This window comes from Aeromicrobium sp. PE09-221, assembly GCF_002174305.1.
In the GTDB taxonomy this organism is placed as follows: Bacteria; Actinomycetota; Actinomycetes; order Propionibacteriales; family Nocardioidaceae; genus Aeromicrobium.
On sequence record NZ_MIJB01000009.1, the window covers coordinates 1 to 26,518 of the forward strand.

Annotated in this window: 22 protein-coding genes and 1 tRNA gene; 13 read left to right on the plus strand and 10 right to left on the minus strand. The window is 66.7% G+C overall.

The window, feature by feature from the left end; all coding sequences use genetic code 11:
* Positions 1-426 (minus strand): MarR family transcriptional regulator (locus BHE97_RS04595; protein ID WP_087622855.1); only part of this gene is annotated, 426 nt, incomplete at its 3' end.
* Between the two features lie 49 nt (positions 427-475).
* On the opposite strand from BHE97_RS04595, the gene BHE97_RS04600 reads away from it, so the two are divergent.
* Complete coding sequence (locus BHE97_RS04600) at positions 476-3,526, plus strand: efflux RND transporter permease subunit (RefSeq protein WP_087622856.1); 3,051 nt, start codon at positions 476-478, stop codon at positions 3,524-3,526.
* Here BHE97_RS04600 and BHE97_RS04605 read toward each other — a convergent pair.
* Entirely contained in the window at positions 3,496-3,957 is a 462-nt protein-coding gene (locus BHE97_RS04605; RefSeq protein WP_087622857.1) for a YbaK/EbsC family protein, read from the minus strand. The genes BHE97_RS04600 and BHE97_RS04605 overlap by 31 nt on opposite strands.
* Positions 3,958-4,043: 86 nt before the next feature.
* Between BHE97_RS04605 and BHE97_RS04610 the strand changes: the two genes are divergently transcribed.
* From BHE97_RS04610 to BHE97_RS04630, 5 genes are all read left to right on the plus strand, one after another.
* Positions 4,044-4,117, plus strand: a tRNA-Met gene (locus tag BHE97_RS04610).
* A gap of 175 nt (positions 4,118-4,292) precedes the next feature.
* On the plus strand, positions 4,293-4,496 hold the full coding sequence (locus BHE97_RS04615; RefSeq protein ID WP_087622858.1) for a helix-turn-helix domain-containing protein: 204 nt from the start codon (positions 4,293-4,295) through the stop codon (positions 4,494-4,496).
* An 87-nt stretch (positions 4,497-4,583) separates the two neighbouring features.
* Positions 4,584-4,865 (plus strand): hypothetical protein, encoded by a 282-nt coding sequence (locus tag BHE97_RS04620; protein WP_087622859.1) that lies wholly within the window; start codon positions 4,584-4,586, stop codon positions 4,863-4,865.
* Positions 4,862-5,725, plus strand: a complete 864-nt coding sequence (locus BHE97_RS04625) for a zeta toxin family protein (RefSeq protein WP_087622860.1) — start codon at positions 4,862-4,864, stop codon at positions 5,723-5,725. The genes BHE97_RS04620 and BHE97_RS04625 overlap by 4 nt, the downstream gene beginning before the upstream one ends.
* A gap of 56 nt (positions 5,726-5,781) precedes the next feature.
* Positions 5,782-6,537, plus strand: coding sequence for a plasmid pRiA4b ORF-3 family protein (locus tag BHE97_RS04630; protein ID WP_201791312.1), 756 nt, complete (start codon positions 5,782-5,784; stop codon positions 6,535-6,537).
* A gap of 892 nt (positions 6,538-7,429) precedes the next feature.
* Here the strand turns inward: BHE97_RS04630 and BHE97_RS04635 are convergent.
* From BHE97_RS04635 to BHE97_RS04655, 5 genes are all read right to left on the minus strand, one after another.
* Positions 7,430-8,281, minus strand: coding sequence for an ABC transporter ATP-binding protein (locus tag BHE97_RS04635; protein WP_087622862.1), 852 nt, complete (start codon positions 8,279-8,281; stop codon positions 7,430-7,432).
* 14 nt (positions 8,282-8,295) lie between these two features.
* Entirely contained in the window at positions 8,296-9,354 is a 1,059-nt protein-coding gene (locus tag BHE97_RS04640) for an iron chelate uptake ABC transporter family permease subunit (protein ID WP_236757521.1), read from the minus strand.
* Positions 9,351-10,343, minus strand: a complete 993-nt coding sequence (locus BHE97_RS04645; RefSeq protein WP_236757522.1) for an iron chelate uptake ABC transporter family permease subunit — start codon at positions 10,341-10,343, stop codon at positions 9,351-9,353. The genes BHE97_RS04640 and BHE97_RS04645 overlap by 4 nt, the downstream gene beginning before the upstream one ends.
* Before the next feature lie 68 nt (positions 10,344-10,411).
* A complete protein-coding gene (locus BHE97_RS04650) occupies positions 10,412-11,392 on the minus strand; it encodes an ABC transporter substrate-binding protein (RefSeq protein WP_170931261.1) in 981 nt (326 codons plus the stop codon).
* Between the two features lie 52 nt (positions 11,393-11,444).
* Positions 11,445-13,316 carry a siderophore-interacting protein gene (locus tag BHE97_RS04655; protein WP_236757523.1) on the minus strand — a complete coding sequence of 624 codons (1,872 nt, stop codon included), beginning with the start codon at positions 13,314-13,316 and terminating at the stop codon, positions 11,445-11,447.
* A 213-nt stretch (positions 13,317-13,529) separates the two neighbouring features.
* On the opposite strand from BHE97_RS04655, the gene BHE97_RS19705 reads away from it, so the two are divergent.
* Complete coding sequence (locus tag BHE97_RS19705; protein ID WP_170931262.1) at positions 13,530-15,074, plus strand: helix-turn-helix domain-containing protein; 1,545 nt, start codon at positions 13,530-13,532, stop codon at positions 15,072-15,074.
* Between the two features lie 418 nt (positions 15,075-15,492).
* On the opposite strand, the gene BHE97_RS04670 is transcribed toward BHE97_RS19705, so the two are convergent.
* Positions 15,493-16,119, minus strand: a complete 627-nt coding sequence (locus BHE97_RS04670) for a TetR/AcrR family transcriptional regulator (protein ID WP_170931263.1) — start codon at positions 16,117-16,119, stop codon at positions 15,493-15,495.
* Between the two features lie 249 nt (positions 16,120-16,368).
* On the opposite strand from BHE97_RS04670, the gene BHE97_RS04675 reads away from it, so the two are divergent.
* Positions 16,369-17,928 carry an AMP-binding protein gene (locus tag BHE97_RS04675; RefSeq protein WP_170931264.1) on the plus strand — a complete coding sequence of 520 codons (1,560 nt, stop codon included), beginning with the start codon at positions 16,369-16,371 and terminating at the stop codon, positions 17,926-17,928.
* Between the two features lie 89 nt (positions 17,929-18,017).
* Here BHE97_RS04675 and BHE97_RS04680 read toward each other — a convergent pair whose 3' ends face one another.
* A complete protein-coding gene (locus tag BHE97_RS04680; protein ID WP_087622868.1) occupies positions 18,018-19,109 on the minus strand; it encodes an extracellular solute-binding protein in 1,092 nt (363 codons plus the stop codon).
* A 141-nt stretch (positions 19,110-19,250) separates the two neighbouring features.
* Entirely contained in the window at positions 19,251-20,915 is a 1,665-nt protein-coding gene (locus BHE97_RS04685) for a class I adenylate-forming enzyme family protein (protein WP_140399964.1), read from the minus strand.
* Positions 20,916-21,221: 306 nt separating this feature from the next.
* On the opposite strand from BHE97_RS04685, the gene BHE97_RS04690 reads away from it, so the two are divergent.
* The 5 genes from BHE97_RS04690 to BHE97_RS04710 all read left to right on the plus strand — a co-directional run bounded on the left by BHE97_RS04690 (position 21,222) and on the right by BHE97_RS04710 (position 26,514).
* Positions 21,222-21,836 (plus strand): hypothetical protein, encoded by a 615-nt coding sequence (locus BHE97_RS04690; RefSeq protein ID WP_170931265.1) that lies wholly within the window; start codon positions 21,222-21,224, stop codon positions 21,834-21,836.
* 192 nt (positions 21,837-22,028) lie between these two features.
* Entirely contained in the window at positions 22,029-23,354 is a 1,326-nt protein-coding gene (locus BHE97_RS04695; RefSeq protein WP_087622871.1) for an NAD(P)/FAD-dependent oxidoreductase, read from the plus strand.
* Entirely contained in the window at positions 23,351-24,631 is a 1,281-nt protein-coding gene (locus BHE97_RS04700; protein ID WP_087622872.1) for an NAD(P)/FAD-dependent oxidoreductase, read from the plus strand. The genes BHE97_RS04695 and BHE97_RS04700 overlap by 4 nt, the downstream gene beginning before the upstream one ends.
* Complete coding sequence (locus BHE97_RS04705; protein WP_087622873.1) at positions 24,628-25,602, plus strand: hypothetical protein; 975 nt, start codon at positions 24,628-24,630, stop codon at positions 25,600-25,602. Before BHE97_RS04700 ends, BHE97_RS04705 begins: the two co-directional genes overlap by 4 nt.
* A gap of 219 nt (positions 25,603-25,821) precedes the next feature.
* Complete coding sequence (locus tag BHE97_RS04710; protein ID WP_170931266.1) at positions 25,822-26,514, plus strand: response regulator transcription factor; 693 nt, start codon at positions 25,822-25,824, stop codon at positions 26,512-26,514.
* The last annotated feature ends 4 nt before the right edge of the window (positions 26,515-26,518 follow it).

Here is a 26,518-nt window from a genome sequence, read left to right on the forward strand (position 1 = left end):
GAGCTCATCGGCGACGCGGCGTAGCGCGCCGGTGCCACGCACGAGCGCCCGAAGGTCGTCGAGGTCGAGTCGATCGAACAGGTCGCGATTGGCATCGTGCGCGAGGGTGAGCGTCTCCTGCAGGAGACGCTCACCCTCGTCCGTCACCACGAGGATCCGCGCGCGTCCGTCGGCGGGGGAGACGCGTCGTTCGATGTAGCCGCGATCGGACAGCCGACGCAGCAGGCCCGAGACGGTCGCGGCACTGACACCGAGTCTGACGGCGATGTCCTGGGCGGTGGGGCTCCCAAGGGCCCGGATCACGAAGAGGGTGTTGAGCTGTTGGCTCGGGATGCCGCGGTCGGTGTCCTCGCGACGAAGCAGGAACATCGCGACCGCGAACTGGTCGGCGGCCAGCGTACTTACCAGGTCGTCGCGCTCAGTCATTGATCGCTCCTGTTATAGTTAGCCTAACGCTAACTAGTTTAGGAGTTCCGTGTCTTCTCTCGCTCGGTTCAGTCTGCGCAATCGCGCCTTCGTGGGCCTGTCGACCGTCATCGTAGCGATCTTCGGTTTCGTATCGCTCACGAGCCTCAAGTTGGAGCTTATCCCGTCCTTGGAGCTCCCGGTGATGGCGGTCGTGACGACCGATCCGGGTTCCTCTCCCGAGGTGGTCGACCAGCAGATCACCGAGCCGGTGGAGACGGCCGTCCGCGCGATCAGCGGCGTGGCCGGTACCAATGCCACGTCCAGCAGTGGTGTCTCGACCGTGCTGGTCGAGCTCGACTACGGCACGGATCTCGGACAGGCGCGTCAGGACCTCACCAACCGCCTGAACGGCCCGGCGGCCGGTCTCCCCGACGACGTGACACCCGAGGTCTTCGCTGGGAGCGTCGACGATTTCCCGGTGATCCAGCTGTCCGTCGCGAGCGATGATGATCTGGCGACGCTGTCGGCCAGTGTCCAGGACGAGGTCGTGCCCGTCCTGTCCGATCTGGACGGCGTGCGGGAGGTGACGGTTTCGGGAGCTCCGACACAGCAGGTGCGGATCGTCCCGGATCAGGCGGCGCTCGCGGCGGCGGGGTTGGACACGCAGTCGATCGGGACCACATTGGAGAACAACGGGGGACTGGTGCCGGCCGGCACGCTCACCGAGGGTGACTCGACGCTGACGGTGCAGGTCGGCACCCAGTTCGGCGGCGTCGAGGACCTCACGGCACTGCCGATGGTGGGTGCGCAGCAGCCGACCGCCCTTGGACAGGTCGCGGACGTGTTGATCGACGATGCCGCGGCCTCCTCGATCTCGCGCACCGACGGCCGCCCGAGCATCTCGATCGGCATCACCAAGACCCCGGACGGCAATACGGTCGACATCTCGCACCAGGTGCAGGACGTCTTCGGTGATCTCGAGAGCGCCGTGGGCAACGGGGCGAGTATCGACGTGGTCTTCGATCAGGCGCCGTTCATCGAGAAATCCGTCGAGGATCTCACGGTCGAGGGCGCGCTCGGCCTGGTGTTCGCGATCGTGGTCATCTTGATCTTCCTGTTGTCGCTGCGCTCGACCCTCGTCACGGCGGTCTCGATCCCGTTGTCGCTGCTGTTGGCCTTCATCGGGCTGTATGTCGGCGGCTACTCGCTCAATATCCTCACCCTCGGCGCGCTGACCGTGGCGATCGGCCGTGTGGTGGACGACTCGATCGTCGTCATCGAGAACATCAAACGTCACCTGTCCTATGGCACGGCGAAGGCCGAGGCGATCGTGACCGGAGTGAAGGAGGTGGCCGGGGCGATCACGTCGGCCACCCTCGCCACGGCGGCCGTGTTCCTGCCGATCGCCGTGGTGGGCGGTCAGGTGGGCGAGTTGTTCCGGCCCTTCGCGTTGACCGTCTCGCTCGCCCTGCTCGCCTCGCTCGTGGTCGCGCTGACGATCGTGCCGGTCATCGCGGGTTGGTTCCTCAAGCCGGTCGAGCAGCCGAAGACGATGGAGGAGATCGAGGATGAGGAGCGCGACGGATTCCTGCAGCGGCTCTACCTCCCGGTGCTGCACCGCACGAATGCGCATCCGGTTATCACCCTCGTCGTCGCTCTGGCGATCCTCGCGGGCACTGTGGCGCTGAGCCCGTTGATGAAGACGAACTTCCTCGGAGATACGGGCGAGAACACGGTCGCGATCACGCAGGAGCTCGACTCCGGTGCCTCGTTGGCGCGACAGGATGAGGCGGCGACCAAGGTCGAGGAGGCGTTGGCCGGGGTCGACGGGGTGGAGACGGTGCAGACGACTGTCGGCAGCGGCGAGGGCATCATGGCGATCGCCGGATCGAGCGATGCCTCGTTCTCGGTGACCACGGATGAGGACGCCGATCAGGAGGCGGTGCAGGGCCGGATCCGTGATGCGATCGACGGCCTCGAGGATGTCGGCCGGGTGAACCTCGATACCAGTGGTGGCTTCGGGTCGAGTCTGGACGTCGTGGTCACGGCCGATGACCCGGAGGCACTCGAAGAAGCGGGCAACCAGGTGCTGGAGGCCGTCCAGGACATCGACGGCGCCCAGGATGTCACGTCGAATGCATCGGGGGAGCAGCCGATCGTGTCGGTGACCCTCGATCAGGCCGCCGCCGCGCAGGCAGGGCTCGACGAGTCGGCGCTGGCCGGCATCGTGGCGAGCGCGCTGCAGCCTGTGCCGCTCGGCACGGTGGTCCTCGACGGTGAGCGCCGCGATGCCGTGCTCGCCTTGGGGGAGGCGCCCCAGGGGATCGATGCGCTGCGTCAAACTCCGCTGGCGGACGGTGTCACGCTCGGGCAGATCGCGATCGTCGAGGAGGTGCTGGTCCCGACGACGGTGACGCGCCTGAACGGGGATCGCTCGATCACCGTGTCGACGACGCCGGAAAGCGATGATCTCGGCTCGGTGACCTCGGCCCTCCAGTCGGCGGTCGACGGGCTGGATCTCCCCGGGGGCGCCGAGGCGACGATCGGCGGCGTGGCAGCCGATCAGGACGAGGCCTTCGCACAACTCGGGCTGGCGCTGTTGCTCGCTGTTCTGATCGTCTATCTGATCATGGTGGGCACGTTCCGCTCTCTGGTCCAACCGCTCATCCTGCTCGTCTCGATCCCGTTCGCGGCGACCGGGTCCATCGGCCTGCTCGTGGCGACCGGCATCCCCTTGGGCGTGCCCTCGCTCATCGGGATGCTGATGCTGATCGGCATCGTCGTGACGAATGCGATCGTGCTGATCGACCTCGTCAATCAGTATCGCGAGCGTGGACTCGACGCGCGGGCGGCGGTGGAGGAGGGCGCACGGCACCGTCTACGTCCGATCCTCATGACCTCGCTGGCGACGATCGGTGCCCTGACCCCGATGGCCTTCGGCTTGACCGGCGGCAGCGCCTTCATCTCCCAGCCGTTGGCGATCGTGGTGATCGGTGGTTTGGTGACGTCGACCTTGCTGACGCTGGTGCTGGTGCCGGTGCTGTATCTGCTCGTCGAGCGACTGCGCGACCGGGTAGCGCGTCGGCGTCAGAGCGGTTCGGTGACGTCGGCGACCTGAGCGCCGAGCATGTCGATCATCGCGCCGGCGTCCACGGTGGCAGCGACCCCGTGGGCACCGGCGCCGATCGACACCGTGCCGGTCACGTGCTCGTCCGCGATGACCGGCCACGGGCGGATGGAACCGAACGGGGTGATGGTGCCCCGCTCGTAGCCGGTCGCGTCGCGGGCGATGTCCTTGTCGGGCATCGAGAGTCGTGAGACGCCGAGGAGCGAGCGCAGCTTGGGCCAGCTGATCTGTCGATCACCGGGGACGAGCACGAACAGGAAGTCGTCATCGGACCGGCGGATCACGAGGGTCTTGATGATCGATCGGGGCTCGACCCCGCGGGCGCGGGCGGCTTCGGCGAGTGATCCGACTGGCCCGTGGCGGGTGACGGTGTAGTCGATTCCGGCCTTCTCCAGTGCCGTGATCGCGCGTTCCTCGCTCATGTGTCGAGACTACTGAACGAGGGTCTGACAAGGCCCCACCCCGGCGCTGGGACGTTGAGGCGGTCCTGTAGAGTTGTCTTCAGCAACGCGGGGTGGAGCAGTTCGGTAGCTCGCTGGGCTCATAACCCAGAGGTCGCAGGTTCAAATCCTGCCCCCGCTACGAAGAAAGTCCAGGTCAGCCCATGGTTGCCCTGGACTTTCGCTTTGGGGGCGACATGCGATCCCATCGTTTACCCATCACATTGAGCAGGTGCGCCGCGCTCCCCGCGCAGGTGCAGCGCCGTTCGATCCGGTCGCTTCCGGGCTGTTCGGTACGGCTTGAGCACCTGCCTGCCATGAATACCACAGAACTGGGGCTGGAGCCCCTGATCGGGGTCGAGGAACTCGCCGGGTACCTCGGGGTCCCCGTGCAGACCATCTACGACTGGCGGCTGTCCGGCAAGGCGCCGCGAGCCTTCAAGCTCGGCAAGCATCTGCGGTTCGCATTGTCGGATGTCCGCGATTGGCTCGATGCGCAGCGTGAGAGTGATGCGTGGTGAGCAGGCCACGCGGATCGCCGAATCACGGTGAGGTTCCGGGCGGTTCAGGCCTGGCGTGCGAGAATCAGAGGTGAGGAAAGGACGGACATGAGCCGGTTGCAGTTCTCGCCGACGTACGCCGTCGGTATCGACTTCGAGGTTGTCAGCGAGGCCATCACCAACGAGATTGCCTGGCAGTTCGCCCGCGCCCACGAGCACGGGCTCGACACCCCGGCCGCAGCGGCCTACCTCAGTGTGATCGATGAGTTGGAGTCCGCTCGTTCCGTGCTGCGGCCGGACAACGCCGACAGTGTTGCCCTGGCCGCCAAGTTCGTCCGTGCACTTCGCGCCATGCACTCCCACGACGCCACCGGCGCCGTGGCCTCGTGACCGAACGCGATTCCGAGTTTCACCTTCTCGACCCCGGCGTGAGCCGGAGGATCTTCGACGTCGCCATCGCGGGCCGGCGCTTCGCGCACCTCGTCGGCGTCGACCAGCCCACCGTGCACTTCTTCGGCGGCCAGCCTGGAGCCGGCAAGTCCGCCAGCCAGCAGAAGGTCATCGACGCCCTTCTCCTCCAGAGCGGAGCAGACAGCGTCGCGGTCATCATCGGTGACGAGTTCCGCGGCTATCACCCGGCGTACGCCGACCTGTTGGAGACCGACGACGAGAACGCGGCGTTCTACACCGACCGGGACAGCGCCCGCTGGGTCGAGATGTCGATCGACCACGCGATCACGGTCCGCAGCCACATCGTGCTCGAAGGCACGCTGCGCAACCCCGATGTCACCCTCGGGTCAGCCCGCCATGCCATCGGTCACGGCTACGCGCCGGAGCTCCACGTCATGGCCGTCCACGAGTTCGTCTCCCGGCAGCGGATCTTCCGCCGCTATGCTGGGCAGATCGCCGATGCTGGGCACGGCCGCTACACCTTGCGTGAGGCTCACGATCGGGCCTACAACGCTCTGCCGTCGTCCCTGCGAGCCGTCGCCGAAGCCGACGTCCTGACCGCGATCACCCTGTACGACGCCAACGCCGCAGAGATCGCCCGCATCGAGTCGCCGACCTCGGCGGGTGCGGATGAGCTGCTCGACGCAGCGGACGCGCAACGCACGCTTGATGGCGTCGATGTCGAGGGCGTGCTTGCCGCCCTCGATCAGGCCGAAGCGACACTCGCTGTCGCTGGCAGGGAAGGGCCTCTCGCGGAGCTCCGGCAACTGCGAGCCGAGATCCTCGACGCAGCCCGCTGAGAGCAATGCTCCTCAGCCTGGTCGCATGTGATTCCCCGCTGTGCTTGACTCGTGTCGTGCCCACTGACGAGACCCAGGACGCCGTACTCCGGCTGGTGTCTTCCATGTCGCCGGCCGAACAACGCGAACTCCTCGACAGCCTGCTGGGTCGAGACCCCATCGACATGTTCTTCGAGCTGAGCCAGCCCAAGCCGCCGACCCTGCTGCGCAAACCGCACAAAGTGCGGGGATTCCAGGTCCGGATCGACCTGCTCGGTGTGAAGCCACCGATCTGGCGCCGCCTGATTTTGCCCGGCGACCTGACCCTCGACTGCGTGCACGCCGTACTCAACGAAGCGATGGGGTGGACCAACAGCCACCTGCACCGGTTCCGCACGGGCAACGACCCCTACTCGCCGCACTTCATCACCGAGTTCGACCTGTCCGAAGGGGACGAAGGAGTCTTGGAGGACGACGTCCGCCTCGACCAGGTGGTGGCCGCGAAAGGGGTCAGGCTCTGGTACGACTACGACTTCGGTGACGGTTGGGAGCACGTCGTCAAGGTCGAAGCCGTCCTTCCCGAGCCTCCCGAAGACATCGAACTCGTCACCGGCCGCCGGGCTTGCCCGCCCGAGGATGTCGGCGGCCCATGGGGCTACGACGGCGTCGCCCGATGGGTCGAGAGTGGGTACGACAAGACCTTGCTGCCCGAGCAGTTCGAGAACGCCCAGCACGCAAAGGAATGGCTCCCGCTCGGCTGGCACCCGGCCGTCTTCGACCTTGAGGCCGCGCGCATCTCACTCCGAGACGCGCTCGAGCCCGTTGACGGCTGAGGCCATCGGAAACCCACCACGTTGATCCCGATCAAGGCCGAGACAACCACCAGCAACCGGTAGACTCGACCCATCGGCTGCCAGCCGGTCGCCGTGTAGCTCGTGGCAACCCAAGCCGACCGAAGACGATCAGTAGCAACCGGACGAACGCCTGTTCGAGCCAGAGGTCGCAGGTTCAAATCCTGCCCCCGCTACGAATCAGGGCCCGGGAAATCAAGGTTCCCCGGGCCGGTTTTTTTGGGGATTTCAGCGCCCTCGCGCGAACCTTCCTGTTTCGGGCGTGTGGTCCGGGTGCTCATCGACGGTAGCGGTCGAGCGGGGTGCGCATGGGTCGACATCTGAAGTTTGCGGTGTTGGACGTGCGTGCTCGCGAGTAACGATTTGTCTGTCCTGGCGCTGATCTCGGTGCTTGCCTCGCGCGAGACGAGGAGCGTTGGTGCCGCGATGCCTCGCTGGGGCGGGTGCCTCCATGCGTTCCGACGTGCCGGAGACGATGGTGGCCTGAGAATCCTCGATGATTCCAGAGCGATACGCATCTTCTCTGTCGGGCACGTCGCCGACAGTCGTCTCGCTGCTGGCGGGCGTGTTTTTCGACAACGGAGAATAAGGCCGTAACGACGAGACATCCTTCGTGCTCAGCCGCGAGGTCGAGTCCCCGGCTGACTTCAACACCCGGTTCAGCCAGTGGCTCACGGTCATCAACGGCCGCGCGGTGCGCACGATCAAGACGCGCCCGGTGGACCGGCTCGGGTTACTCGCGACGGCCCTACGCACCCGGGCAGGTACGCTCGCCGCGCAAAGGGGTCAACCGGCTCGGGTTCGTCACCGGATCATCTACCGGAAACCCGGCCAGGATCGCCGATATCAATCGCTGATAGCGCCGCGGACATGCTCACCGGATCCGTCCGAGGGGTGCCACCGATGGCGAGCCCGAAACGGGGTCAGGTACCACGACGCACGTGAGGTCGAAGACCTCCTCGACCAGGTCGGCGGTCACGATATCGGCTGGCGGACCTTGTGCAACGATGGCACCGTTCTTCATCGCGATCAGATGTGTTCCATACCGCGCGGCGTGGTTGAGGTCGTGCAAGACCGCCACGAGGGTCCGTCCGGCCAGATGGAGATCGGTGAACAGCTCGAGAAGCTCGATCTGGTGGGTGATGTCGAGGAACGTGGTCGGCTCATCGAGTAGCAGGATGTCGGTCCGCTGCGCCAATGCCATCGACACCCACACACGCTGGCGCTGACCGCCCGACAATTCGTCGACGAGACGCCCCGATAGATCCGTGACGCCCGTGGCCTCCATCGCCTCGGCCACGGCCTGTTCGTCCTTCTCGGTCCACTGCCGAAGCAGTCCCTGGTGGGGGAACCGCCCTCGGGCCACCAGATCGGCGACGGTGATACCGTCGGGCGCGATCGAGTTCTGCGGCAACAGCCCGATCCGACGAGCGACCTCCTTGGCCTTATAGGAGTGGATGTCCGCTCCGTCCAGGACCACCTGTCCGTCGCTGGGTTTGAGGAGACGCGACAGGCCGCGCAGCAGAGTGGATTTGCCGCATGCATTGGGTCCCACGATCACCGTGAACGAGTGATCGGGGATCTGGACCGAGAGGTTCTCGATGATGATGCGCTTGTCGTAGCCGATGGTCGCGTCCTCGACACAAAGGCGGCCGCGGCGAGCGGCGGTATTCACGGCAGGGCTGCCGGCGGCGCCCGGTGGGCGAGGGTCCGACTCAGGGGGCATGTTTCGTCTTCCTTTCACAGACGTCGCCGTGCCTCGGCAACGAGCAGCCAGACCAGGTAGCCACCGCCGATGACGACGGTGACCAGCCCGACCGGCAAGGTGACGGGTAGAAGGTGCTGGGCTGCGTAGTCGGCGGCAAGGAGGAGAAAAGCTCCGGTGAACGCGGCCGGGGTGATGGTCACCCCTGCGGTTCGAGCGAGCCGACGGGCGATCTGCGGAGCAGCGAGGGCGACGAATGCGATGGGACCCGCGGCAGCAGTCACCACCGCGACTGGAGCGACACCGAGAACCACCAGAGTCAGCCTCGTGCGTTCCACCGTGACCCCCGAGGCCGCTGCCGCCTCGTCGCCGAGACCGAGCTGACTCAGTGCCGGAGCGAATACGGTGAGCACCGTCAGGAGCACGACGATAACGCCGCCACCGATCAGTACCTGTTCCCAATTGGTGCCGTTGAGCGACCCGGCTCCCCAGGCTGCTGCACTCATCGCGAGGTCGAGCTCGGCACGCAAGATCAGATAGGTGTTCGCGGCGGTCAGCATGGCGGATACACCGATGCCGACCACGATGAGCCGGAAGCCCTGCACACCCCGGCGGTAGGCGAGCAGATAGATGGCTACCGCAGTGAGTACTCCACCGATGAGCGCGCCACCGGCGATGGCGGAGTAGGTGCCGCCGAGCAGGATGATCGCCACGAGTCCCCCCGTGTGGGAGCCCGCCGAGAGACCGATGACATCGGGACTCGCCAGTGGATTGCGGGTCAGGGCCTGGAAGACGGCACCGGAGGCGCCGAGCGCGGCACCGAAGACGATCGCGGCGGTCACGCGAGGCACGCGCCACTCCAGGATGACGACGCGGTCGAAGCCCGCATCCGGGTCGCGCAGTGCTCTCCACACCTCCGCGATGGTGAAGTCGAGATCGCCGGTCACGACTCCGGCCACACCTACCGCGCAAGTGACCAGCAGCAGACCGAGGCAGACGACTACCGTCCGCAGGGCCCCGTGGACCGCGACTGGTCCACGGCGTATACGCCAGGTCCGGCGCCCGAAGTCGATCATCGATGCTGGGCTGTTCACAGGCCGCTGGCCTTCGGCCTGCGCACCAGGGCGATGAGCACCGGCGCGCCGACGAATGCAGTCAGCACCCCGACCGGCACCTCGCCGGATGGAAGGATCACCCGCGCGATCACATCGGATGTCAGGAGGATGACGGGAGCGATGAGCGCGGAGTAGACGATGATCCACGGCTGACTGGGCCCGGTGATCCATCGGGCGATGTGGGGGGCCATCAGCCCGAGGAAACCGATCGGCCCCGCGACCGCGGTGGCGCTGCCGGCCAGCAGCGTCACCGCGAACACCGCCCCCAGCCGGGTCCGGTGCACGCTCGCACCCAAGCCCGTCGCGAGCTCGTCGCCGAGCGCGACGGCATTGAGCGGGCTCGCGACCAGTGCCGCCATGAGTGCCCCGACGACCAAGAACGGTGCGACCGTGCTGATGACGTCCATCCCACGGCCGGTCAAGCTTCCGGCATTCCATGACCGCATGGCGTCGAATGTGGAGGGGTCCAAGAGCATCAGCGCCGTGGTGATCCCGGTCAGTACGGCCGCGATCGCGACACCTCCGAGGACGAGTCGTACCGGATCGGCGCCTCCCCGGCCGGCGGTGCCGATCGTGTAGACCACCAATGTCGTGGCCAGAGCTCCCACCAGCGCGAACCACAGGTATCCATCGATCGAGGTCGCACCGAAATAGCCGATGCCGAGAACCACGAAGAACGCCGCCCCGGCGTTTACTCCGAGGATCCCCGGGTCCGCGAGTGGATTACGGCTGAAAGCCTGGATCAACGCCCCTGCAGTCCCTAGTGCCGCCCCGACGGCCAGCCCGGTGATCGTCCGCGGTAGACGCAGCTCCGAGACGACATATGTGGCTCCCTCACCTCCCGTCCCGCGCAGCACGTCCCACAACTCCGGTAGCGAGATCGCCTTCGCCCCCACCGCCAGGCTCAACACGGCAGCGCACGCCAGAAGACCGGTGAACGTCACCGCGCCCCATACCCGACGTCGCACTACCCGCCCCTCGGAGGCAGGCAGTGCGACGCGCGGGGGTGTGGGCCGGCGCGCGAGACGAGAGGTCGTCACGACGCAGGCGTCGTGCTTTCCAGCGATGGGAGAAGCTCGTCGATCAGGAACTCGAAGGTGCGAGGTCCGCCGACGGAGTTGGTCGCATAGGCGATCGGCGAAGCGGCCGGCAGCCACACGACCGATTCATTGGCCACGGACGGCAAGGAGGCATAGCGTGGGTCGGCGGTGATCTGTTCCTCACGATCGACGGCGTCCCAGATCACGAGGACGTCGGCGTCCAATTCGTCGAGGTTCTCATAGGAGATCCCACTGCCGTCATTGTCGTTGTTCTGGTTGCCGGCGGGTACCAGACCGAAGCACTCCAGAGCCGTGCCGTTGCCCCACTTGATGTTCTCTGCGACCGTGCCGACGAGCTGGTAGGTGCGTCCCTGCCACTGCGGAATGGCCTCGCGTGCTTCTTCGCAGGCCGCGTCGACCTCATCGATCACCGGCTCGGCATCGGTTCCGGTCAACATCGCCAGCGCACGCAGCGTCTCCTGCCATGGCGGGTTGGGCGCCCCCTCGGCCAACCCGGGGAATGTGGTCGCGATGTCCTGAGCCTGTCCGTAGATCTCCTCCAGCAACTGGTACGAGCCATAGCCCACGATCAAGTCTGGATCGTAGCTGGCCACCTGCTCCAGATTGGTCTCATTGTTCTCGAAGAGGGAACCATCAACAGTCTCGAACACGTCCACCAGCCACGGCGTGGTGGCCTCGATCTGCTGCTCGTCGGCCCCGACCGCGACCGGCTGGACACCGAGCGCATCGAGCATCTCAGCGTGGTGCGGGTTCAGGGCCACGACCCGTTCGGGGCGTTCCTCGATGGTGACATCGCCGTAGATGCCCTCGACGGTCGCGGGGAAGGCCGTGTCCGAGGAGCCGGGCTCCGAGGCCGAACCGTCGTCGGAGTCGGCGTCACCTCCGCACGCAGAGAGTAGAAGCGCTCCCGTGAGCGCGGAGGCGACGAGGGATCGGATGTGGGTGGGGGTTCTCATGTCGTCCTTTGCTGTTGGTTGATGGCGGCCGGATACCGCTGGGGAGAGATAGTCATGCGGGGGCCAGAGTGCGCAGGGTATGACCCCAGCCGATGGTTTCCGTGGTGGCGGTGCGCAGTCCGGCCGCGACGATGATGGCTTCCAGTTCGGCATCGGTGCGCCTGCCCGTGCCGTGGAGGGTGAGGTCGAGAAGGTCGGCCTCGGCGTGATGCTCGTCGAGTTCGGTGTCGTGGATGGTGTCTTCGAGTAGCAGGATGCGCCCGTCGTCGCTGAGGTACTGCGCCGATCGGCGCAATATGTGGACCGCCTCGGGATCATGGAAGGCGGCGAGGACCGTGCCGAAGAGGATCGCGTCGGCGGCGGGAACGGGCTCGGCGATCGTCTGCACCAGGATCTCGACTCGTTGCCGCAGGCGCGGGTCGGGAATGCGGCGGCTCATCTCGGCCCCTGTCCACGCGGCGTCTGACGGTGGCGTGATGATGGTGACGGAGGTATCGGGGTGTCGGTCGATGATCGCCGCAGCAGCTGGTACGGCGGCGTCGGCGTGGATGACGAGGTGTCTGATGTCGTGCAAGGCGCTGGCTTCGATCAGGGGCGCGACGACATAGTCGGCGTACTGCGCGGTCTGCTCCAGCAGTCGCGAAGCATAGTCGGGATCGGCGCGCAGATCGGCGTACTCGCGTCCGGTGACGGTGGCGTAGGCGGCTTGACCCGTGCGTACGGAGTGCTCGAGCCCGAAGAGAGCCAAGGCCTGCCGCGCGTAGACGCCGTCACGGTGCAGAACCTCCAGCGCCAGTTCTTCGGTCAGGTAGTGACCGGTGTGGGTCAGTGAGTAGTGCGGCGTGCCCCCGTTGTCTCGACGACCTTCGAGCAGGCCGATCGCGGCCAGATAGCGCAGCAGCTTGCCCAAGGCGCGGGCGTCGGTCGCGGTCCGCCTGGCAAGCCGGTCCGGATCGTCGATGCCCTCGGCGATCAATTCGCCCAGCCCGATGGTGGCGGCAACTCTGATCGCCAGGGAAGGCAGGATCTCGGCCTGATCGTGGAACGTCGCGAAGGCGTCCTCGTTGCGTGCTTCGTCGGTTACTTCCGGGTCGGTTTCCAGCGTCGCGACCTCTCCGCGTTTCCAGTACCCGGTGAAGTCGATCTGACGCTTGTCCACGCCCGCGGCGAGCAGCAGTCGCCGTAGCTCGCGCACGACGGACTGCTCGCCAGCCAACCACGCGGTCGTCGTCTCACCCCTCCAGCCCGGCGCTTCGGTGGCCTGGCGCACCGCATCGATCAGCGAACAGGACTCGGCGTCTGCATCGCGGACGAGCCACGTCGTTCTCACGCCCGGATGCTCCTTCAGCTCAAGGCGATGCTCGCTGCGGGCGATCTCGATGAGAACATCCGCGCGCAGGCCCTCGGGGGCCTCTTCGAGCAGGCGTGCGATCGCCGGCAGCGCTGTCTCATCGCCGACCAGCAGCAGCTGGTCCATGTCCGTCGGCAGCCCCCGCGAGACCGATGGCCCGGCGATGTGCACCCGATCACCCTGCTTGGCCCGATAGGCCCACGTGGTGGCGATGCCCACGCCGTGCTTGACGAATTCGACATCCAGTTCGCCGCTGACCGGGTCATACCGGCGTACGGTATAGACCCGCCAGATGGGCCTGCGGCCTTCAGGTAGTTTGATTCCACCGTCGTGCAAGATCGGCATGACCGGTTCCTGCTCACCCGGGTAGGGGAAGATCAACCGGATGTCGTCGTCGAAGCCGGTACTCGTGAAGGCCGGCCACGTGCGCTGCTGAGCATCGGTGAATGACTGCAACTGGGTGCCGGTCAAGGTGATCCGACGAAGGCCAGGGGTGAGGTCGACGGTCCGGGCGACCTCGACCTCACGGATGGCGATCGGGTAGACGGTCGTAGGCCGACTGCGGGCAGGCACAGGTACCCCTCCTTCGCGGATACGAGATGACGATCGGGTGGCCGCCGAAGCATCGGCATGCGTGGTCCGTGGCGCCCGATGGCGTCCCCGAACCTCGAACAAAGTTAGCCTCTCCTTACCGGCTATGGTGTGCACGAGATGACAAATTCTTGCCATGAAGGATCCGCTGATGTGGGATGGCACACGCTACTTGCGAGTGGTGTCGTGCCGGCGGTGCCTGCAGCCCGTGCGGAACCGGTCGCCGGCGATGGGGACGCGGTTCTTCTCTGGACACGTACTGGCAGCGCGCAGGTGGATATCGCGGGACTCGACTACTCGCTTCCTGCGGGCCGCATCATCTGGGTGCCACCGGGCCTGCCGATGACCGTTCGGACTGATCCGGGCACCGTGGCAATCCCGATCGTGGCCCCGGTGTCCGAGCTGCCCGATGCCCTGGCGAGGGTGAAGACCACGACGCTGCCCATGGGCTGGGACGAATGGCTCACCTACCATTTCGCTCGTTCGGCGGGCTACTTGCGTGGAACGACCTCGTACTCGGCGGGACTGCTCGACCTGATCTCCGGCTCGCCCGAGCCGGGAGATGCTGAGAGCGCCGTGATCGCATGGCCCAGGTCACCGCGTTCCCCCGCCGCGTGCGGGGTTGCGCGTGAGCTTCTGCGTGACCCCGGCCATCCGCTGGGCTTGGGTGAGTTTGCGCTCCGGGAAGGCATCAGCACCCGCACGCTGCAGCGGCAGTTCACGTCCGAGACGGGGCTAACCTTCCGAGCATGGCGGAACCGGCTCAGGATCGCAGCGGCGGCCGCCTTGCTCGGCTCCGGCCACAGCGTCGCTGAAACAGCGCGACGGTGCGGTTACGGCACGCTCAGCAGTTTCAGTCGAGCCTTCAGCCAGCAGGCCGGGCTCAGCCCGCGTCAGTACCGCAGGCAACGTGCGACCGCAGCGAACAGCGATGTGACGACGGCTTCAGCCGATGAGGGGTTCATGGAAGGCGTCGATACCCTCACCAGACCGGAGGAGAACCACTCCGGCCGGGGGACTATGCCGCCATCGGTTCCCCGACATCCCTTGCCCGCCAGCGAAACCTGGCCACGGGTGAACTACTTCCACGTCGTGGTCTGGGTCTACCGAGGGACGGCGCGCATCGAGATCGCCGATACCTCGCGGACCCTTCAGCAAGGCGATGCGATGCTCTTGCCCGCCGGTCTGCGCAATCACGTCACCGCTCCGGAAGGTTCGCTCCTGCTTCCCTTGGGGCATCGGCCGGGCTACTCGCGACCGCCGGATCGCGCCCCACAGGTGATTCACCTGCCCGCCGAGGCCGAGGACTTCCTTCTGTCCAATGTGGTCGCCAACCTCACCTGCCTGCGTCCGGCCGGCTATGACCCTCATGCGGTCGTCTCGAGCTTTCAGCGGCACGTGCCTTCGACGGCGGGGGATGGTTCGCAACCCGCCCGCCGGGTCATCGACGCCCTCACTCGCGACCCGAGCGACTCGCGAGACTTAGGCGACTGGGCCGCCATGCTCGGTGTCGGCCTGACGGAGCTGCGAAGAGCGTTCTTTCGAGAGACCGGCAGCACATTCCCGGTGTGGCGTGCCGAGCTACGCATGACTCATGCACGCGCATTGCTCGCTTCGGGCGATGCCCCGAGCACCGTGGCCCGCCGCGTCGGATACGCGCGATTCTCGGGTTTCACCCGAGCCTTCACCGTGGCGCACGGCATCACCCCGAGTCATTACCGGCGCCAGGTTCGTCCCTAGGCGCGAGTGGCGGTCAGCGCGCCGAAGCCCCTTCGAAGCCGAGCGAGAGACTGTCGTGTTTCGCGGTCAGATGAGGTCGGCTTGGGAGTTCAACTGCTGAGGTGTCGCCTCGCCGCGGAAGGCCCACGGTTGACGTTCATCGATGCCGTGCGGGTGCTGGTGCCAGCGACCTCGATCCCAGTGACCGCGTCACCGGGCAGCAGTTTGCTAGCTCGGCGGCCAGCGAGATCCCATCGACCTCGATGAGTGGGCAGCCGTGGCTGTACTCCACCTACCCCGCCGTGACCTGCGCCGGTGGTGCGGTGGGCTGTGAGTTCGTTGACCCAGGAACGGTGGACCCCTCGGTGGGCATCCACTGCTCGAGGGTGATTGGGGCGGTGATGACCAGACGACGGCTGAAGTTCGGGGTTCGGCGACCTTAGCCTGGGTGTCCGGCCATGCGCAGCGCCAGCTCCGCATAGTGGTCGGCCACCTGCGTGAGCGTCAGTCGGCCGTGCTCGCGGAACCAGGTGAAGACGTACTCGCACATCGTCGCGATGGCGAAGGAGGTCACACCGATGTCGTCGATCCGGAAGGTCTTCTCCTCGACGCCCTGCGCGAGGATGTCGCGGAGCAGGGTCAGATAGGGGCGGCCGAACTGGTTGAGGGCGGCCTGGCCCTCCGGCGATAGCGACGAGGCGAGATTGGCGTAGCCGAAATTGGAGTGATCGCCCAACTCGGTCAGCTGGATCTCGACATAAGCGCGAATATACGCCTGCATCCGGGTCACGGCATCGGCTTCCGGGATCGCTCCCGAGAGCACGTCGTAGGTGCGGCGGTACAGCGAACTCAGGACCTCGGCGAGCACATCCTGTTTGGATGGAAAGTGCCAATAGATAGCTGCCGGAGTCATCGATGCCGCGCGGGCGATGCGCGTCATCGAGGTTCCCTCGTATCCGAACTCTTGGAAGAGGCGCGTCGCTGACGTCAGGATGCGCTCACGGGCAGAGCCGTCTTGGAGGCCATCGCGGGAGGCGTCCGCGATATCCGGGCGCGGAGAGGTCATGACGTCATCGTACGGTGATTCGTCGCCATCGCGGCCATGCCGGGTCCGTTTCGATCGCGGCCGTCCGGGCATCATCCCCCGGCCGGGGGAGCCGGACCCGGAGATGACGGTGGAGGCCTCGGACACGTCGTACGGTTGGTGCCTCGATGCTCCCCGGCTCCTTGCCGTTCGGGCGTCGATCCTCCCCGGCCGGGGGATTTCCGTGCACATTCATGGACGAGAAAATGTTTTGAGACGAAGATGGAGACCATGAGGAGCGAACTGCCGAAGAGCGTCCTGACTGAACTCTACGACGCATCAGCGGACGTGGGCGATGCTGTTTTTCTCGTCTTCGACGACGTGGATGTCAGCTACCGCGATGTACGAGCGGTCGTCGACCGATTCGCGGCCAACCTCCTCGACGCTGGGATCGTCGCGGGGGACCGGGTGCTGGTCTTCCTGCCCAATGGCCTGGCCGCAGTGTGCGGCTGGCTCGGGACCCAGCGGATCGGCGCGATCGATGTCCCTGTGGCTGTGGAGTCGACCGGCGCGTCGCTCGCGCACGTGGTGAGCGAGGTCGCCCCCCGCGCAGTGCTGACGACCGACGATCTCCTCGAACGCCTCCTCGCCGCGGCACCGGCCGAGTCGGTCGAGCTGATCATCGTCGACGGATCGAGCGAGGACTCGGCCGACCGACGGATCGTCCGGTTCGACGACATGATCACGCTCGAGGGCGAACCACACCTGCCGGAGATCCCCGATCTCTCGACCACCGCGACCGTCATGTTCTCCTCGGGATCGACCGGGCCGCCGAAGGGCGTCATGCATGCCCACGGCTACTATGCGCAGACGACGCGGGCCTATGACGAGATCTATCAGCTGCCCGAGCGCCCCATCTTCTATTGCACGCAGCCGCTGTGCCACATCGATCCCCGCATCATCGTCCTTGACACCCTGCGTCGCCGCGGCAAGCTGGTGTTGAAACGGCGATTCAGTGCATCCGGGTACTGGGCCGATGTCGAGCATCACGACGCGGATGTGTTCATCTTCATCGGGGCGATGCTGCACCTGATCTTCAAGCAGACGCCGTCAGCCGCCCCCTCCCGTCGGCGGCTGGGTCTGGGTTCGGCGATCCCGACCGACATCCACGCCGCCTTCTCGGAGCGCTTCGAGGTCGAACTCATCGAGGGCTATGGGATGACCGAGCTGTACGCGATGACCTGCCAGCGTCCGGGGGAGCGCCACCCCGGCAATGTGGGGAGCGAGCTACCCACCGTCGAACTCCGTGTCGTCGACGAGCGCGACCAGCCGGTTCCCGACGGCACCACGGGCCAGCTCCTCGCCCGTCCGCGCTTGCCATTCGCCCACATGCAGGGGTACTGGGGCCGTCCGGAGGCCACCGTGGAGGCCTGGCAGGGACTGTGGTTCCACACGGGGGACCTGATGCGCCGACTCGAGGACGGGACCTTCCAGTACGTCGGCCGGCTGAAGGACTCCATCCGTCGACGTGGCGAGAATGTGTCGGCATGGGAGGTCGAGCGCGCGGCGCTGAAGCACCCCAATGTGCTCGAGGCGGCGGCGATCGGAGTACCCGCCGCCGTGGGCGATGAGGACGTGGCGCTCTTCGTGATCCCTCGAATGGACGCGACCGTCGACCCGCGGGAACTGCGCGATCTCATGGCCGAGGACTTGCCGCGCTATGCGCTTCCGCGTTTCGTGGAGCTGACGACCGACCTGCCCAAGACCCCGTCCGAGCGGGTCGCGAAGGCGCTGCTCCGCGAGCGAGGTCTGAGCGACCGAGTGAGCGATCTCGCCCCAGAGCGTCGCTGATCCCCACCCGAGCGAGCGTGGTGGTCGGCTGGAGCCGTGGGCACTGCCGCCGGTGTCGATCCGGCGGCAGTGCTCGTTCACCTCGGCGGTCAGCCGGAGGTGATCCGCGTCCACTCCTGGAGGGCTTCGTCGACATTCTCGGTCCAATAGTCCACGTCGTAGTTGATGCGTTCTCGGATCTTGTCCTCATTGAAGTCGGGCATCCACGGCTCGAAGGCCTCGGGGACCTCGATCCCCGATTCCTGGAGGCCGCCCACCGTCGCCGGGCCATAGGCGGCGTGCTTGCTGAATCCCGCCTGGCCGTCCTTCGTCGCGAGGAACCGGAGGAACTCGCTGGCCGCTTCGGTGTTCTGCGAATCCTTGACCATATACGCGGCGTCCCAGGCAAAATACGTCGTATCCCAGACGATGCCGATATTTTCCCGCGCGGCTTCCGGTAGGACGGCGGCTCGGCCGAAGTAGAAGAGGCTCATGGCATAGTCGCCCGTCTGGATGGTCTCACCCACCTGCGACAAGGTGTCTTGCAGAACGAGGTCACCGCCCAGGCTCCCCATGGCATTCTCGACTCTCGTCCAGTCGATCGGATAGATGTCCTCCGTCGCGACGCCGTCGGCGGCGAGGAGTGGTTCGGCCGTGCTGGTCGGATAGTTCCACAGGACGCGTTTGCCGGGGAACCTCTCGGTGTCCATGAAGTCGGTGATGGCCGTCGGAGGGTCATCACCGAAGAGCTCCTTGTTGTACATCAGGCCGACGGCCTGGATCATGATCGGGACACCGCAGTCGTCAGTGACGTACTGGGGATCGATGTCGCTCATGTCGATATCGGCGGGTCGCTTCTCGAACAGGGTTCCGCAGTTCGAGGCACCGACTGCGACGTCATTGTCGACGACATCCCACGTGACTTTGCCGCCCTCGACCATCGCCTTGATCTTGGCATTGTCTGTCGGGCTGTCGGTCGTCCACTTCACGCCGGTCTGCTCGGCGAAGGGCTCCAGCCAGCCCTGCTCGGCGGCTTGCATCGAGGAGCCGCCCCAATTGACGAAGACGAACTGCTCTCCGCTCAGATCGGACCCGCCCGAGCTTTGGTCGCCGCCGGCGTCGTCGCTGCCCCCGCAGGCGGCAGTGAGCAGGGCGATACACGAGACTAGGGCAGTTGCCTGGATCAACTTCTTCTGCTTCATGGGTCTCCCATGGGTGAGGCGCGGGCACTGTCGGCGCCCGAGCTCCGGACTATGAGGTTCATCACACCGTAGGGATGGAGACCGATGATTCCCTGCTCGCCGCGAGTTCCGGCCCGATTGGGGGATGCTCGTGCTCGCCGGTCACGTCGACCGCAGCTGCGCCCGCAGTTCGGTCTTGATGAACTTGCCGGACGGGTTGCGGGGGAGCCCTTCGGTTCGTATCTCGATGACCGACGGAATCTTGAAGGCCGCCAGATGCGGCGACACGAAGGCAACGAGACCATCCTGGTCGAGCGTGCTCCCCGGACGGACGACGATGACCGCGGCCACCTGCTCGCCCAGGCGACGATGCGGGATGCCGCATACGGCGGCTTCGAGCACGTCCGGGTGCTCGTAGAGCGCGGCCTCGACCTCGGCGGAGTACACGTTCTCTCCGCCGCGCACGATCATGTCCTTCAGGCGATCGTCGATGAACACGCGACCGTCGGCATCGAGATGGCCGATGTCCCCGGTGCGCAACCAGCCCTCGTGGAGGGTCGCCGCTGTCGCATCGGGCCGGTTCCAGTAGCCGCGGAAGAGCGATGGGCCGCGCAACCAGATCTCGCCCCGGTCGCCTACCGGGAGGGGCTCCAAGGTCGTCGGATCGTGGATCGCGACCTGCATCGGCGGCGCGACCCTGCCGGTGCTCTCGGGGAAGGCATGGGCTTCGTCGCCGGAGATCGCCGGCCCCAGCGCGTTCGTCTCGGTCATGCCGTAGCCGAAGGCGGGTGCGGCGCGGTCGAATTGTTCGCGGATCTGCGTGAGCAGCGCGGGTGGGGTTGTGGCTCCGCCGCCACCGATCCACCGCAGGGACGAGGTGTCGAACTCGTCGAATCGCGGGTGGTTCACCAGGTCGAAGGTCTGAGTCGGAACCCCGATGAACACGCTCAGCCGCTCGGACTCGATCATGCGGAGGGCCTCCTCAGGGTCCCAGCGTCGCATGACGACCAGTTTCATCCCGCTGTTCAGGGCGCCGAGCATGACTGAGACGCAGCCGGTGACGTGGAACAGCGGGATCCCCAGGAGCGCCGCCGGGGGTTCCGCCGGCTCGGCGTCCCCGAGCATGAGGGCGTCCACGGTCTCCATCGCCGCGGCTCCCCAGACGGCATGGATGACCGCTCGATGGGTCGACACGGCGCCCTTGGGTCGACCTGTCGTGCCGGACGTATAGAGCAAGGTCGCGTCGTCATCGGGCGCGATGTCGACAGCGGGAAGCGGCCCGGGCCGCAGGACGTCGGTCCAGGTGGAGAAGTGTTCCTGTGCGGCCGACCCGCGCACGATCACGACCGGGATGCCGCGCGTCGCGGTCAGCTCGCCGATGAGCTCCGCCCGCGGCTGGTCGGCGATGAGCAGCGACGGTGCGCTGTCCTCGATCCCGTAGGCCAACTCGCCGCCGGTCCACCAGCTGTTCAGCGAGACGCAGATCCCTCCCACCGAGGTGATCGCGATGAACGACATGACCCACTCGGGACAGTTCCGCATCGCGACGGCCACCCGATCGCCGGGACGGATGCCGTACCGCTCCACGAGGGCGACCGCGAAGGCGTCGGCACCGGCGAACAGCTCGCGGAATGACAGGCGCTCGTCCCCGTAGACGAGCGCCGTCGCGTCACCGGCGGTACGTGCCTGGGCGAAGAACTCACGCAGCGACCCAGGTGCCTGGACGAAGACCTGCTCGACTGTTCCATCGGAGCGCCTCAGGTCGACCATCTCGAAGGGAGCTCCCGGTGCTGTGAGCCTCGCCAGCGCCTCGGCGTGAGAAGTCATCTCGCGAGTGTGATGGGTATCGCCCCCGATGGGAAGGCCACGCCAGGTGTCCACACCCGGGTGGGGGACCGGGTTGGGCCAGAGGAACCACGACCGGCCCGCGCGACGAGGGGCCGATCGCACCCACCCGAGCGGGTAAAGAATGTCGTTGCTTCGCGAAGGAGGACGTCACCTCGATATCACGATAGGCGACTGAGGATGACTGACTCACGATGACGTGGGTGCCCTCGGCCGACGCGGCAGCGGAGCGTCTGGTCTCGGCCTGCCGACATGCCGAGGACACTGCCAACGGAGAGCGTCGCGCAGATGCCGGTACTTGATGCCGCGCAGCTCGATGTGGCGATGGGCATCCTGGCCAGCTCCAGGCGACCGGTGGCGACCAGTCTGCAGAGCACGCATCTCCTCCGAGGGCATCGGTCAGACATGGGTGTGCGGGAACCTCGCCTCACCGCCTTGGGGGCCGAAGCGATCTCCGAAGCCGACTGCCTCGCGGTCTTCGGCGCCTCGTTGAACCCCAACACGACGGACAGCGGGCGACTCTTCGCGGACAAAGCCGTCATCCACGTCGACTTCGACGGACGTACCCATGGGCGTCACCTCGCCGTGGAGGCACCTGTCACTGGTGACGTGACGAGCACAGCGGGCCTCATTCGCGAAATGCTCACCGACGCTGGCCATGTACCCAGCTCCTTCGCCGCCCGGATCGCTGAGCACACCGGGCTATCCTCACGCCGTGCCGTGGCCGTGGACGACGCACCCGGGGGCGTGGTCAACCTGGCTGCCGCGTTGCGATTCCTCGACGACCGGCTGCCCGCTTCACGCAACGTCGTCATCGACGTCGGCCTGCTCGAGATCCACGCCTTCCTCGAGATCCACGCCTTCATAGAGCTGCCGGCTCCGAACGTGCGATGCTGCGCCTGACCTTAGAGCAGACACTGACACCTGGACCTCACCCGTCGTCGACCGGGTCTGGGTTCGGTGATCCTCACGCGACCGGACTCCCAGGCCGAAGGCAACGACCATCCCCCGTCCGGGCAGCGTGACCGCGCTCCGTTGGAGCCCGGCCTCCCCAGAAGGTGTCATGGGGGTTGACAGCCGCGAACGAGAGGGACGATGTTGCGAACCATCGATGACGAGGCGACGATCGTCGTCGGCGCCGGTCTTGCCGGACTGGTGACCGCATGGCGACTGCAGGAAACCGGCATGCCGGTCGTGGTGCTGGAAGGGTCGGACCGGATCGGCGGTCGAACCATGACCAGCCGAGACGGATGGGTCGACGGGCAGTTCGCCAACTACGGCGGAGAGCTTATCTTCCCGGCATTCCACGCTCTGCGCGCCGTATGCGAGGAACTCGGTGTCGAGATCTCCCCGCCGAATGTGATCGCGGAGCCCGAGCCCGATGACCTGTCCGTCGTCGAGGGCATGGTCCGGGCGGGGAACTTCATCCATCAGGGCACGCTGGTCGACCGCCGCGAGCTGATCGCCTCCGCGGCACGGATCCGCGCGGCGGTCGAGGCGCATCCGCCGGCACCCCACGAGATCGTCGAACAGTGGGTGCGCCGCGCTGGGCTGGATGGTGTCGATCGCACCGCATTTCGGGGCGTTGCCCGGATGCTCACCTGCCAGGACACCTGGGACCACGACGTCCACTACCTCATTGGACCGGCGATGACCGATATCCGTCGTATCAGCGGAGGCACCCAAAGCCTGGCCGATCGCCTCGCGATGGATCTCGATGTGCGACTCGGCCACGAGGTCGTCCGGATCCGCCGAGGAAACGGAGCGGAGGTGGAGACCTCCGATGGCAGGATCTTCCACGGTGCACGGGTCGTGGTGGCCACCAATCCCTACGCCCTGTCGGGGATCGGCTTCGACCCGCCGCTCGAGGAGGCGAAGACGTCGACCGTCCTCTCCCTGCTCCCCGCCATGGGCGGCAAGGTCGCCGCACAGTATGCCGAGGGCGATGCCGTGCGGGAGGCGCTGAACGCCATCGTCTACACCGACGACGAGATCTGCGCGGCGTGGACGTGCTGGCCCGATGCTCCGTCAGGGCCGGCCGTCGTCATCGGCTTCCTCGCCGGCGTCCATCGCCACGTCCTGGCTGATGAGGGTGAGGCGATGCGACTCCTGGACGACCTTGTCGCCACGGCGGTCGGCCACCCCGTCACGCGGCTGCACGGCGATGTCCACAACTGGTGGGCCGACCCGCGGTTCATGAGCATCACGGTCAACCCCAGCGAACACTCCCGGCCGCGGATCGCCGCGGTGATGAGCGGTATCGAGCACGACACCCATATCGCCGGCGACTACACCTCGGAGCAGCTCTTCGGAACCCTCGAAGGTGCCGTCCGATCCGGGATCCGTGCCGCGGACGAGATCCTCAGGGTGCCGACGAGCTTCTCCGCCGATGACATCGAAGAAAGGCTGACGACCCGATGACCACCATCGTGATCGGGGCCGGCCTCGCCGGTCTCTTCGCCGCCCGTGCGCTCCACGACGCCGGCGAGGAGGTCATCGTGCTCGAGGCCACGGATCATCTCGGTGGGCGCACGCGCGGGGTCCGCGGGCGGCTTCACCACGACCAAATCGCCGATGCCGGCGCCTCCTTCGTCGACATCGGCCAAGACACGCTGCTGGAGTTCTGCGTCCGGCAGGACCTCCGCCTCACTCCGCAGGTGCGGCTGCTCCCACGCGATCCCCGCGGTTTCTCCACCGGGGCCTCGGCGCTCCGGGGCAGGATCGTCAGCGGAGGGCGGGCCCTCGTCGATGCGGAGCGGTGGGATCTTGCCGACGAGGTCCAGATGGCGCTCGAACAGGACCCGCCGGAGCGTGTCGAGACCCTGCTTGCCTGGAGCCGTCGAGTCGGACTCAGCCCACGGGCGCGCGATGCCTACGCCATGCAGGGATCCCTCGCCCCCCAGGCTCGCCGAGAGCTGGTGTCGTCCTGGCACGTCCATCCGGGCGATGCCGCACAGGCGCGCTGGATGCTCGCGGACGGTGCCGATTCCATCGCCCGCGCCGCGGCGGGGGGCCTGAACCTCGTCTTCGGCTCGCCGGTGCGGTGGGTCGACAAGGAGCCCGTCGGGTACACCATCCACACCGACGACGACTCCTTCTCGGCTCAGTACGTGGTAGTGACCAGTTCGGTGCAGGCGACGCGCCGCATCGGCTTCGACCCCGTGCTGCCGGAGTGGAAGACGGAAGCTCTCCTGACGACGCCGATGTCGCAGGGCGGCAAGATCATCGCTCAATATGCCGATGCGGATCGGCTTGTCGATGCCGCGGGCCAGGGCGCGATGACCGACAGTCCGGTGGGCAGGTTCTGGTTCAAGCGCGGGCCCGAGGACACCCTGATCGCGATGGGCGTGATGACCGACGGAGGCGACGGCATGCTCACCCAGCACGCAGCGGCGCTGCAGGTCCTGGATCGGCAGATCGAGGCGCTGACCGGTTCGCCACCCGACCGGATCGCCGGGCTGGTCCACGACTGGACGACAGAGGAATTCGTCGGTGGCGTGGTCAGCCTCGACACGGGCGGATTCGAGCGACGGGCCGTTCTCGCGGCACCGGTCGGCGGTCTGCACTTCGCCGGTGAGGCGACAGGGGAGCGGACGGGCACGATGGAGGCGGCCGTGAGATCGGGGCGTAGAGCAGCCGATGAGATCCTGCAGAAGCGTCGACGGGGACGATCACGGCCTCGAGGAGGTGGCCGATGAAGGCCGTGGTGTGGGGGCTCGGCAAGCTCGGCTGGGAGGCCGTGGAGGCGGGCCTCCGGGCCCCCGATATCGAGCTGGTCGGAGCCGTGTCGCGGCGGGCACGCTCCTCGGGGCTCTCGTTGCCCGGCGATGTCCCGATTTTCGATGACCTGGACGCCGTGGCGGAGGCGCATCCGGGCGCGGCGGTCGTCCACGCACATCACGAACTGGGTGACGCACTGGTGGCCGCGGCGGTCGCGTGTGCGAGTCGCGGTCTCAGCTTCGTGACGAGTTCGGGCCTCTTCGATCCGGCAGGTCAGATGCGCGATCATGGCCGCGAGATGGACCGGATCGCCCGGAAGCACGGTGTGCATATCGTCGCCGCCGGTGCGCAGCCGGGATTCTTCTTCGACGTGCTTCCCGGTCTGGTCCTGCCCATCGCGGCGGTATGGGACCGCGCGACCGCGGCCAAGCCCTCGGATGCGTCCTCGTGGCCGAAAGACACGCGCCATGCGTTGAGCATCGGCGAGCCACCGGAGACACTGGACGGCGATCTGCCGTACCCGCTGCGCGTTTCGGCCCATCTGCTCGTCGACGCCCTCGGACTCGGTATCGAGCAGATCACCGAGCAACGGGTCTCCACGACCTCGGCCCGTGACATCGAGCTGCATGACGAGGTCCTGTCGGCCGGGGTCGCGACCGGGTTCTCCCAGGTCTGTCGGATCGTCACGACGGACTCGCGTGAGATCGAACTGCGCTGGGAGGTGAGTGTGGACGACGACCTGGTTCGAGGGGAGCGGCCCTTCCGGCTGCGGGTCGAGCGATCCTCGTTGAGCATCCTCGAGCTGGAGCTCGACGGTGAGTTCAGCGACGACCCCTACCCGGCGACCGTCGAGCGGATGCTGCACGTGATGACCGCGGCGCAGAACCTGTCGCCGGGGCTGCACCGAGTGATCGACGTCGGGCTGTCGAGGTCTGTCGCCGCTGGGTGACCCTGTCGGCTCAGCGCTTCCGTAGTGCCCCGCCGCTGTCTTTCCAGCAGAACTGGGCCGCCCCGCCCCTCCTGGGACGGGGCGGCTCGTCCTGCCCACGGACCGGAACGAGCTCTCGTGTTTCAGGAATGAAAATTCGTCGGTGTGACTCTTGTCATTAAATGAGCGTTCAGTTACTGTCCCAACTAAACGCTCATTTAAGAGACCGGAGGTGCCATGATGGCAACGGCGATGATGTCAGCGATCGATGCTGAGAGCAGGATCTCGACGTGCTCGGAGCGACCCGAACTGTCCCACCCCGACACCGCGTGCCGACCGCAGCGGGTCCTGGTCGTCGATGACCACGAACTCGTTCAAGCCGGTCTGCGTGCGCTCCTGGCGCGGGAGTCCTGGGTCACGATGTGTCTGGGGGCTAGTTCGGCCGAGATGGCCGTGGAGGTGGCGCGGAGGGCGATGCCGCAGCTCATCCTCGTGTCGATGTCCGTCCGCGGACAATCGGGCCTGGACCTCTGCCGGGAGCTCTTGGCGCGCATGCCGCATGTGCGGGTGGTGCTCATGTCCTCCGAGGGCCGTGTCTCGACCTCCCTCGCGCAGGCGCACGGGGCCGTCGGCTTCATTCGCAAGGGCATGCCGGCCGCCGCGATCGTCACCGCGGTCAAGCGGGTCGCGGAGGGTGAGAAGGTGTTCCCGAAAGCGATGTCGGAACTGGACGACGTCGTGGCACTCTCCAAGCGTGAGATGGACGTTCTGCAGCATCTGGTCTCGGGGCTCAGCAATCCCGAGGTGGCGGCCCGGCTGCATCTATCCCGTCACACCGTCAAGCAGCACACCAGCACCGTGTACCGGAAGCTGGGTGTGAAGAACCGGGCGCAGGCGGCGAGCCGTGCCCAAGCGCTCGGTCTCGTCGCCTGACCGG

Bases quoted from the DNA above. Each gene is read 5' to 3' on its own strand.
- BHE97_RS04605 (WP_087622857.1), bottom strand. From the start codon at position 3,957: ATGAGCGAGGAACGCGCGATCACGGCACTGGAGAAGGCCGGAATCGAC.
- BHE97_RS04615 (WP_087622858.1), top strand. From the start codon at position 4,293: ATGAATACCACAGAACTGGGGCTGGAGCCCCTGATCGGGGTCGAGGAA.
- BHE97_RS04620 (WP_087622859.1), top strand. From the start codon at position 4,584: ATGAGCCGGTTGCAGTTCTCGCCGACGTACGCCGTCGGTATCGACTTC.
- BHE97_RS04635 (WP_087622862.1), bottom strand. From the start codon at position 8,281: ATGCCCCCTGAGTCGGACCCTCGCCCACCGGGCGCCGCCGGCAGCCCT.
- BHE97_RS04650 (WP_170931261.1), bottom strand. From the start codon at position 11,392: ATGAGAACCCCCACCCACATCCGATCCCTCGTCGCCTCCGCGCTCACG.
- BHE97_RS04670 (WP_170931263.1), bottom strand. From the start codon at position 16,119: ATGACCTCTCCGCGCCCGGATATCGCGGACGCCTCCCGCGATGGCCTC.
- BHE97_RS04675 (WP_170931264.1), top strand. From the start codon at position 16,369: ATGAGGAGCGAACTGCCGAAGAGCGTCCTGACTGAACTCTACGACGCA.
- BHE97_RS04680 (WP_087622868.1), bottom strand. From the start codon at position 19,109: ATGAAGCAGAAGAAGTTGATCCAGGCAACTGCCCTAGTCTCGTGTATC.
- BHE97_RS04685 (WP_140399964.1), bottom strand. From the start codon at position 20,915: ATGACTTCTCACGCCGAGGCGCTGGCGAGGCTCACAGCACCGGGAGCT.
- BHE97_RS04690 (WP_170931265.1), top strand. From the start codon at position 21,222: ATGCCGGTACTTGATGCCGCGCAGCTCGATGTGGCGATGGGCATCCTG.
- BHE97_RS04695 (WP_087622871.1), top strand. From the start codon at position 22,029: ATGTTGCGAACCATCGATGACGAGGCGACGATCGTCGTCGGCGCCGGT.
- BHE97_RS04700 (WP_087622872.1), top strand. From the start codon at position 23,351: ATGACCACCATCGTGATCGGGGCCGGCCTCGCCGGTCTCTTCGCCGCC.
- BHE97_RS04705 (WP_087622873.1), top strand. From the start codon at position 24,628: ATGAAGGCCGTGGTGTGGGGGCTCGGCAAGCTCGGCTGGGAGGCCGTG.
- BHE97_RS04710 (WP_170931266.1), top strand. From the start codon at position 25,822: ATGGCAACGGCGATGATGTCAGCGATCGATGCTGAGAGCAGGATCTCG.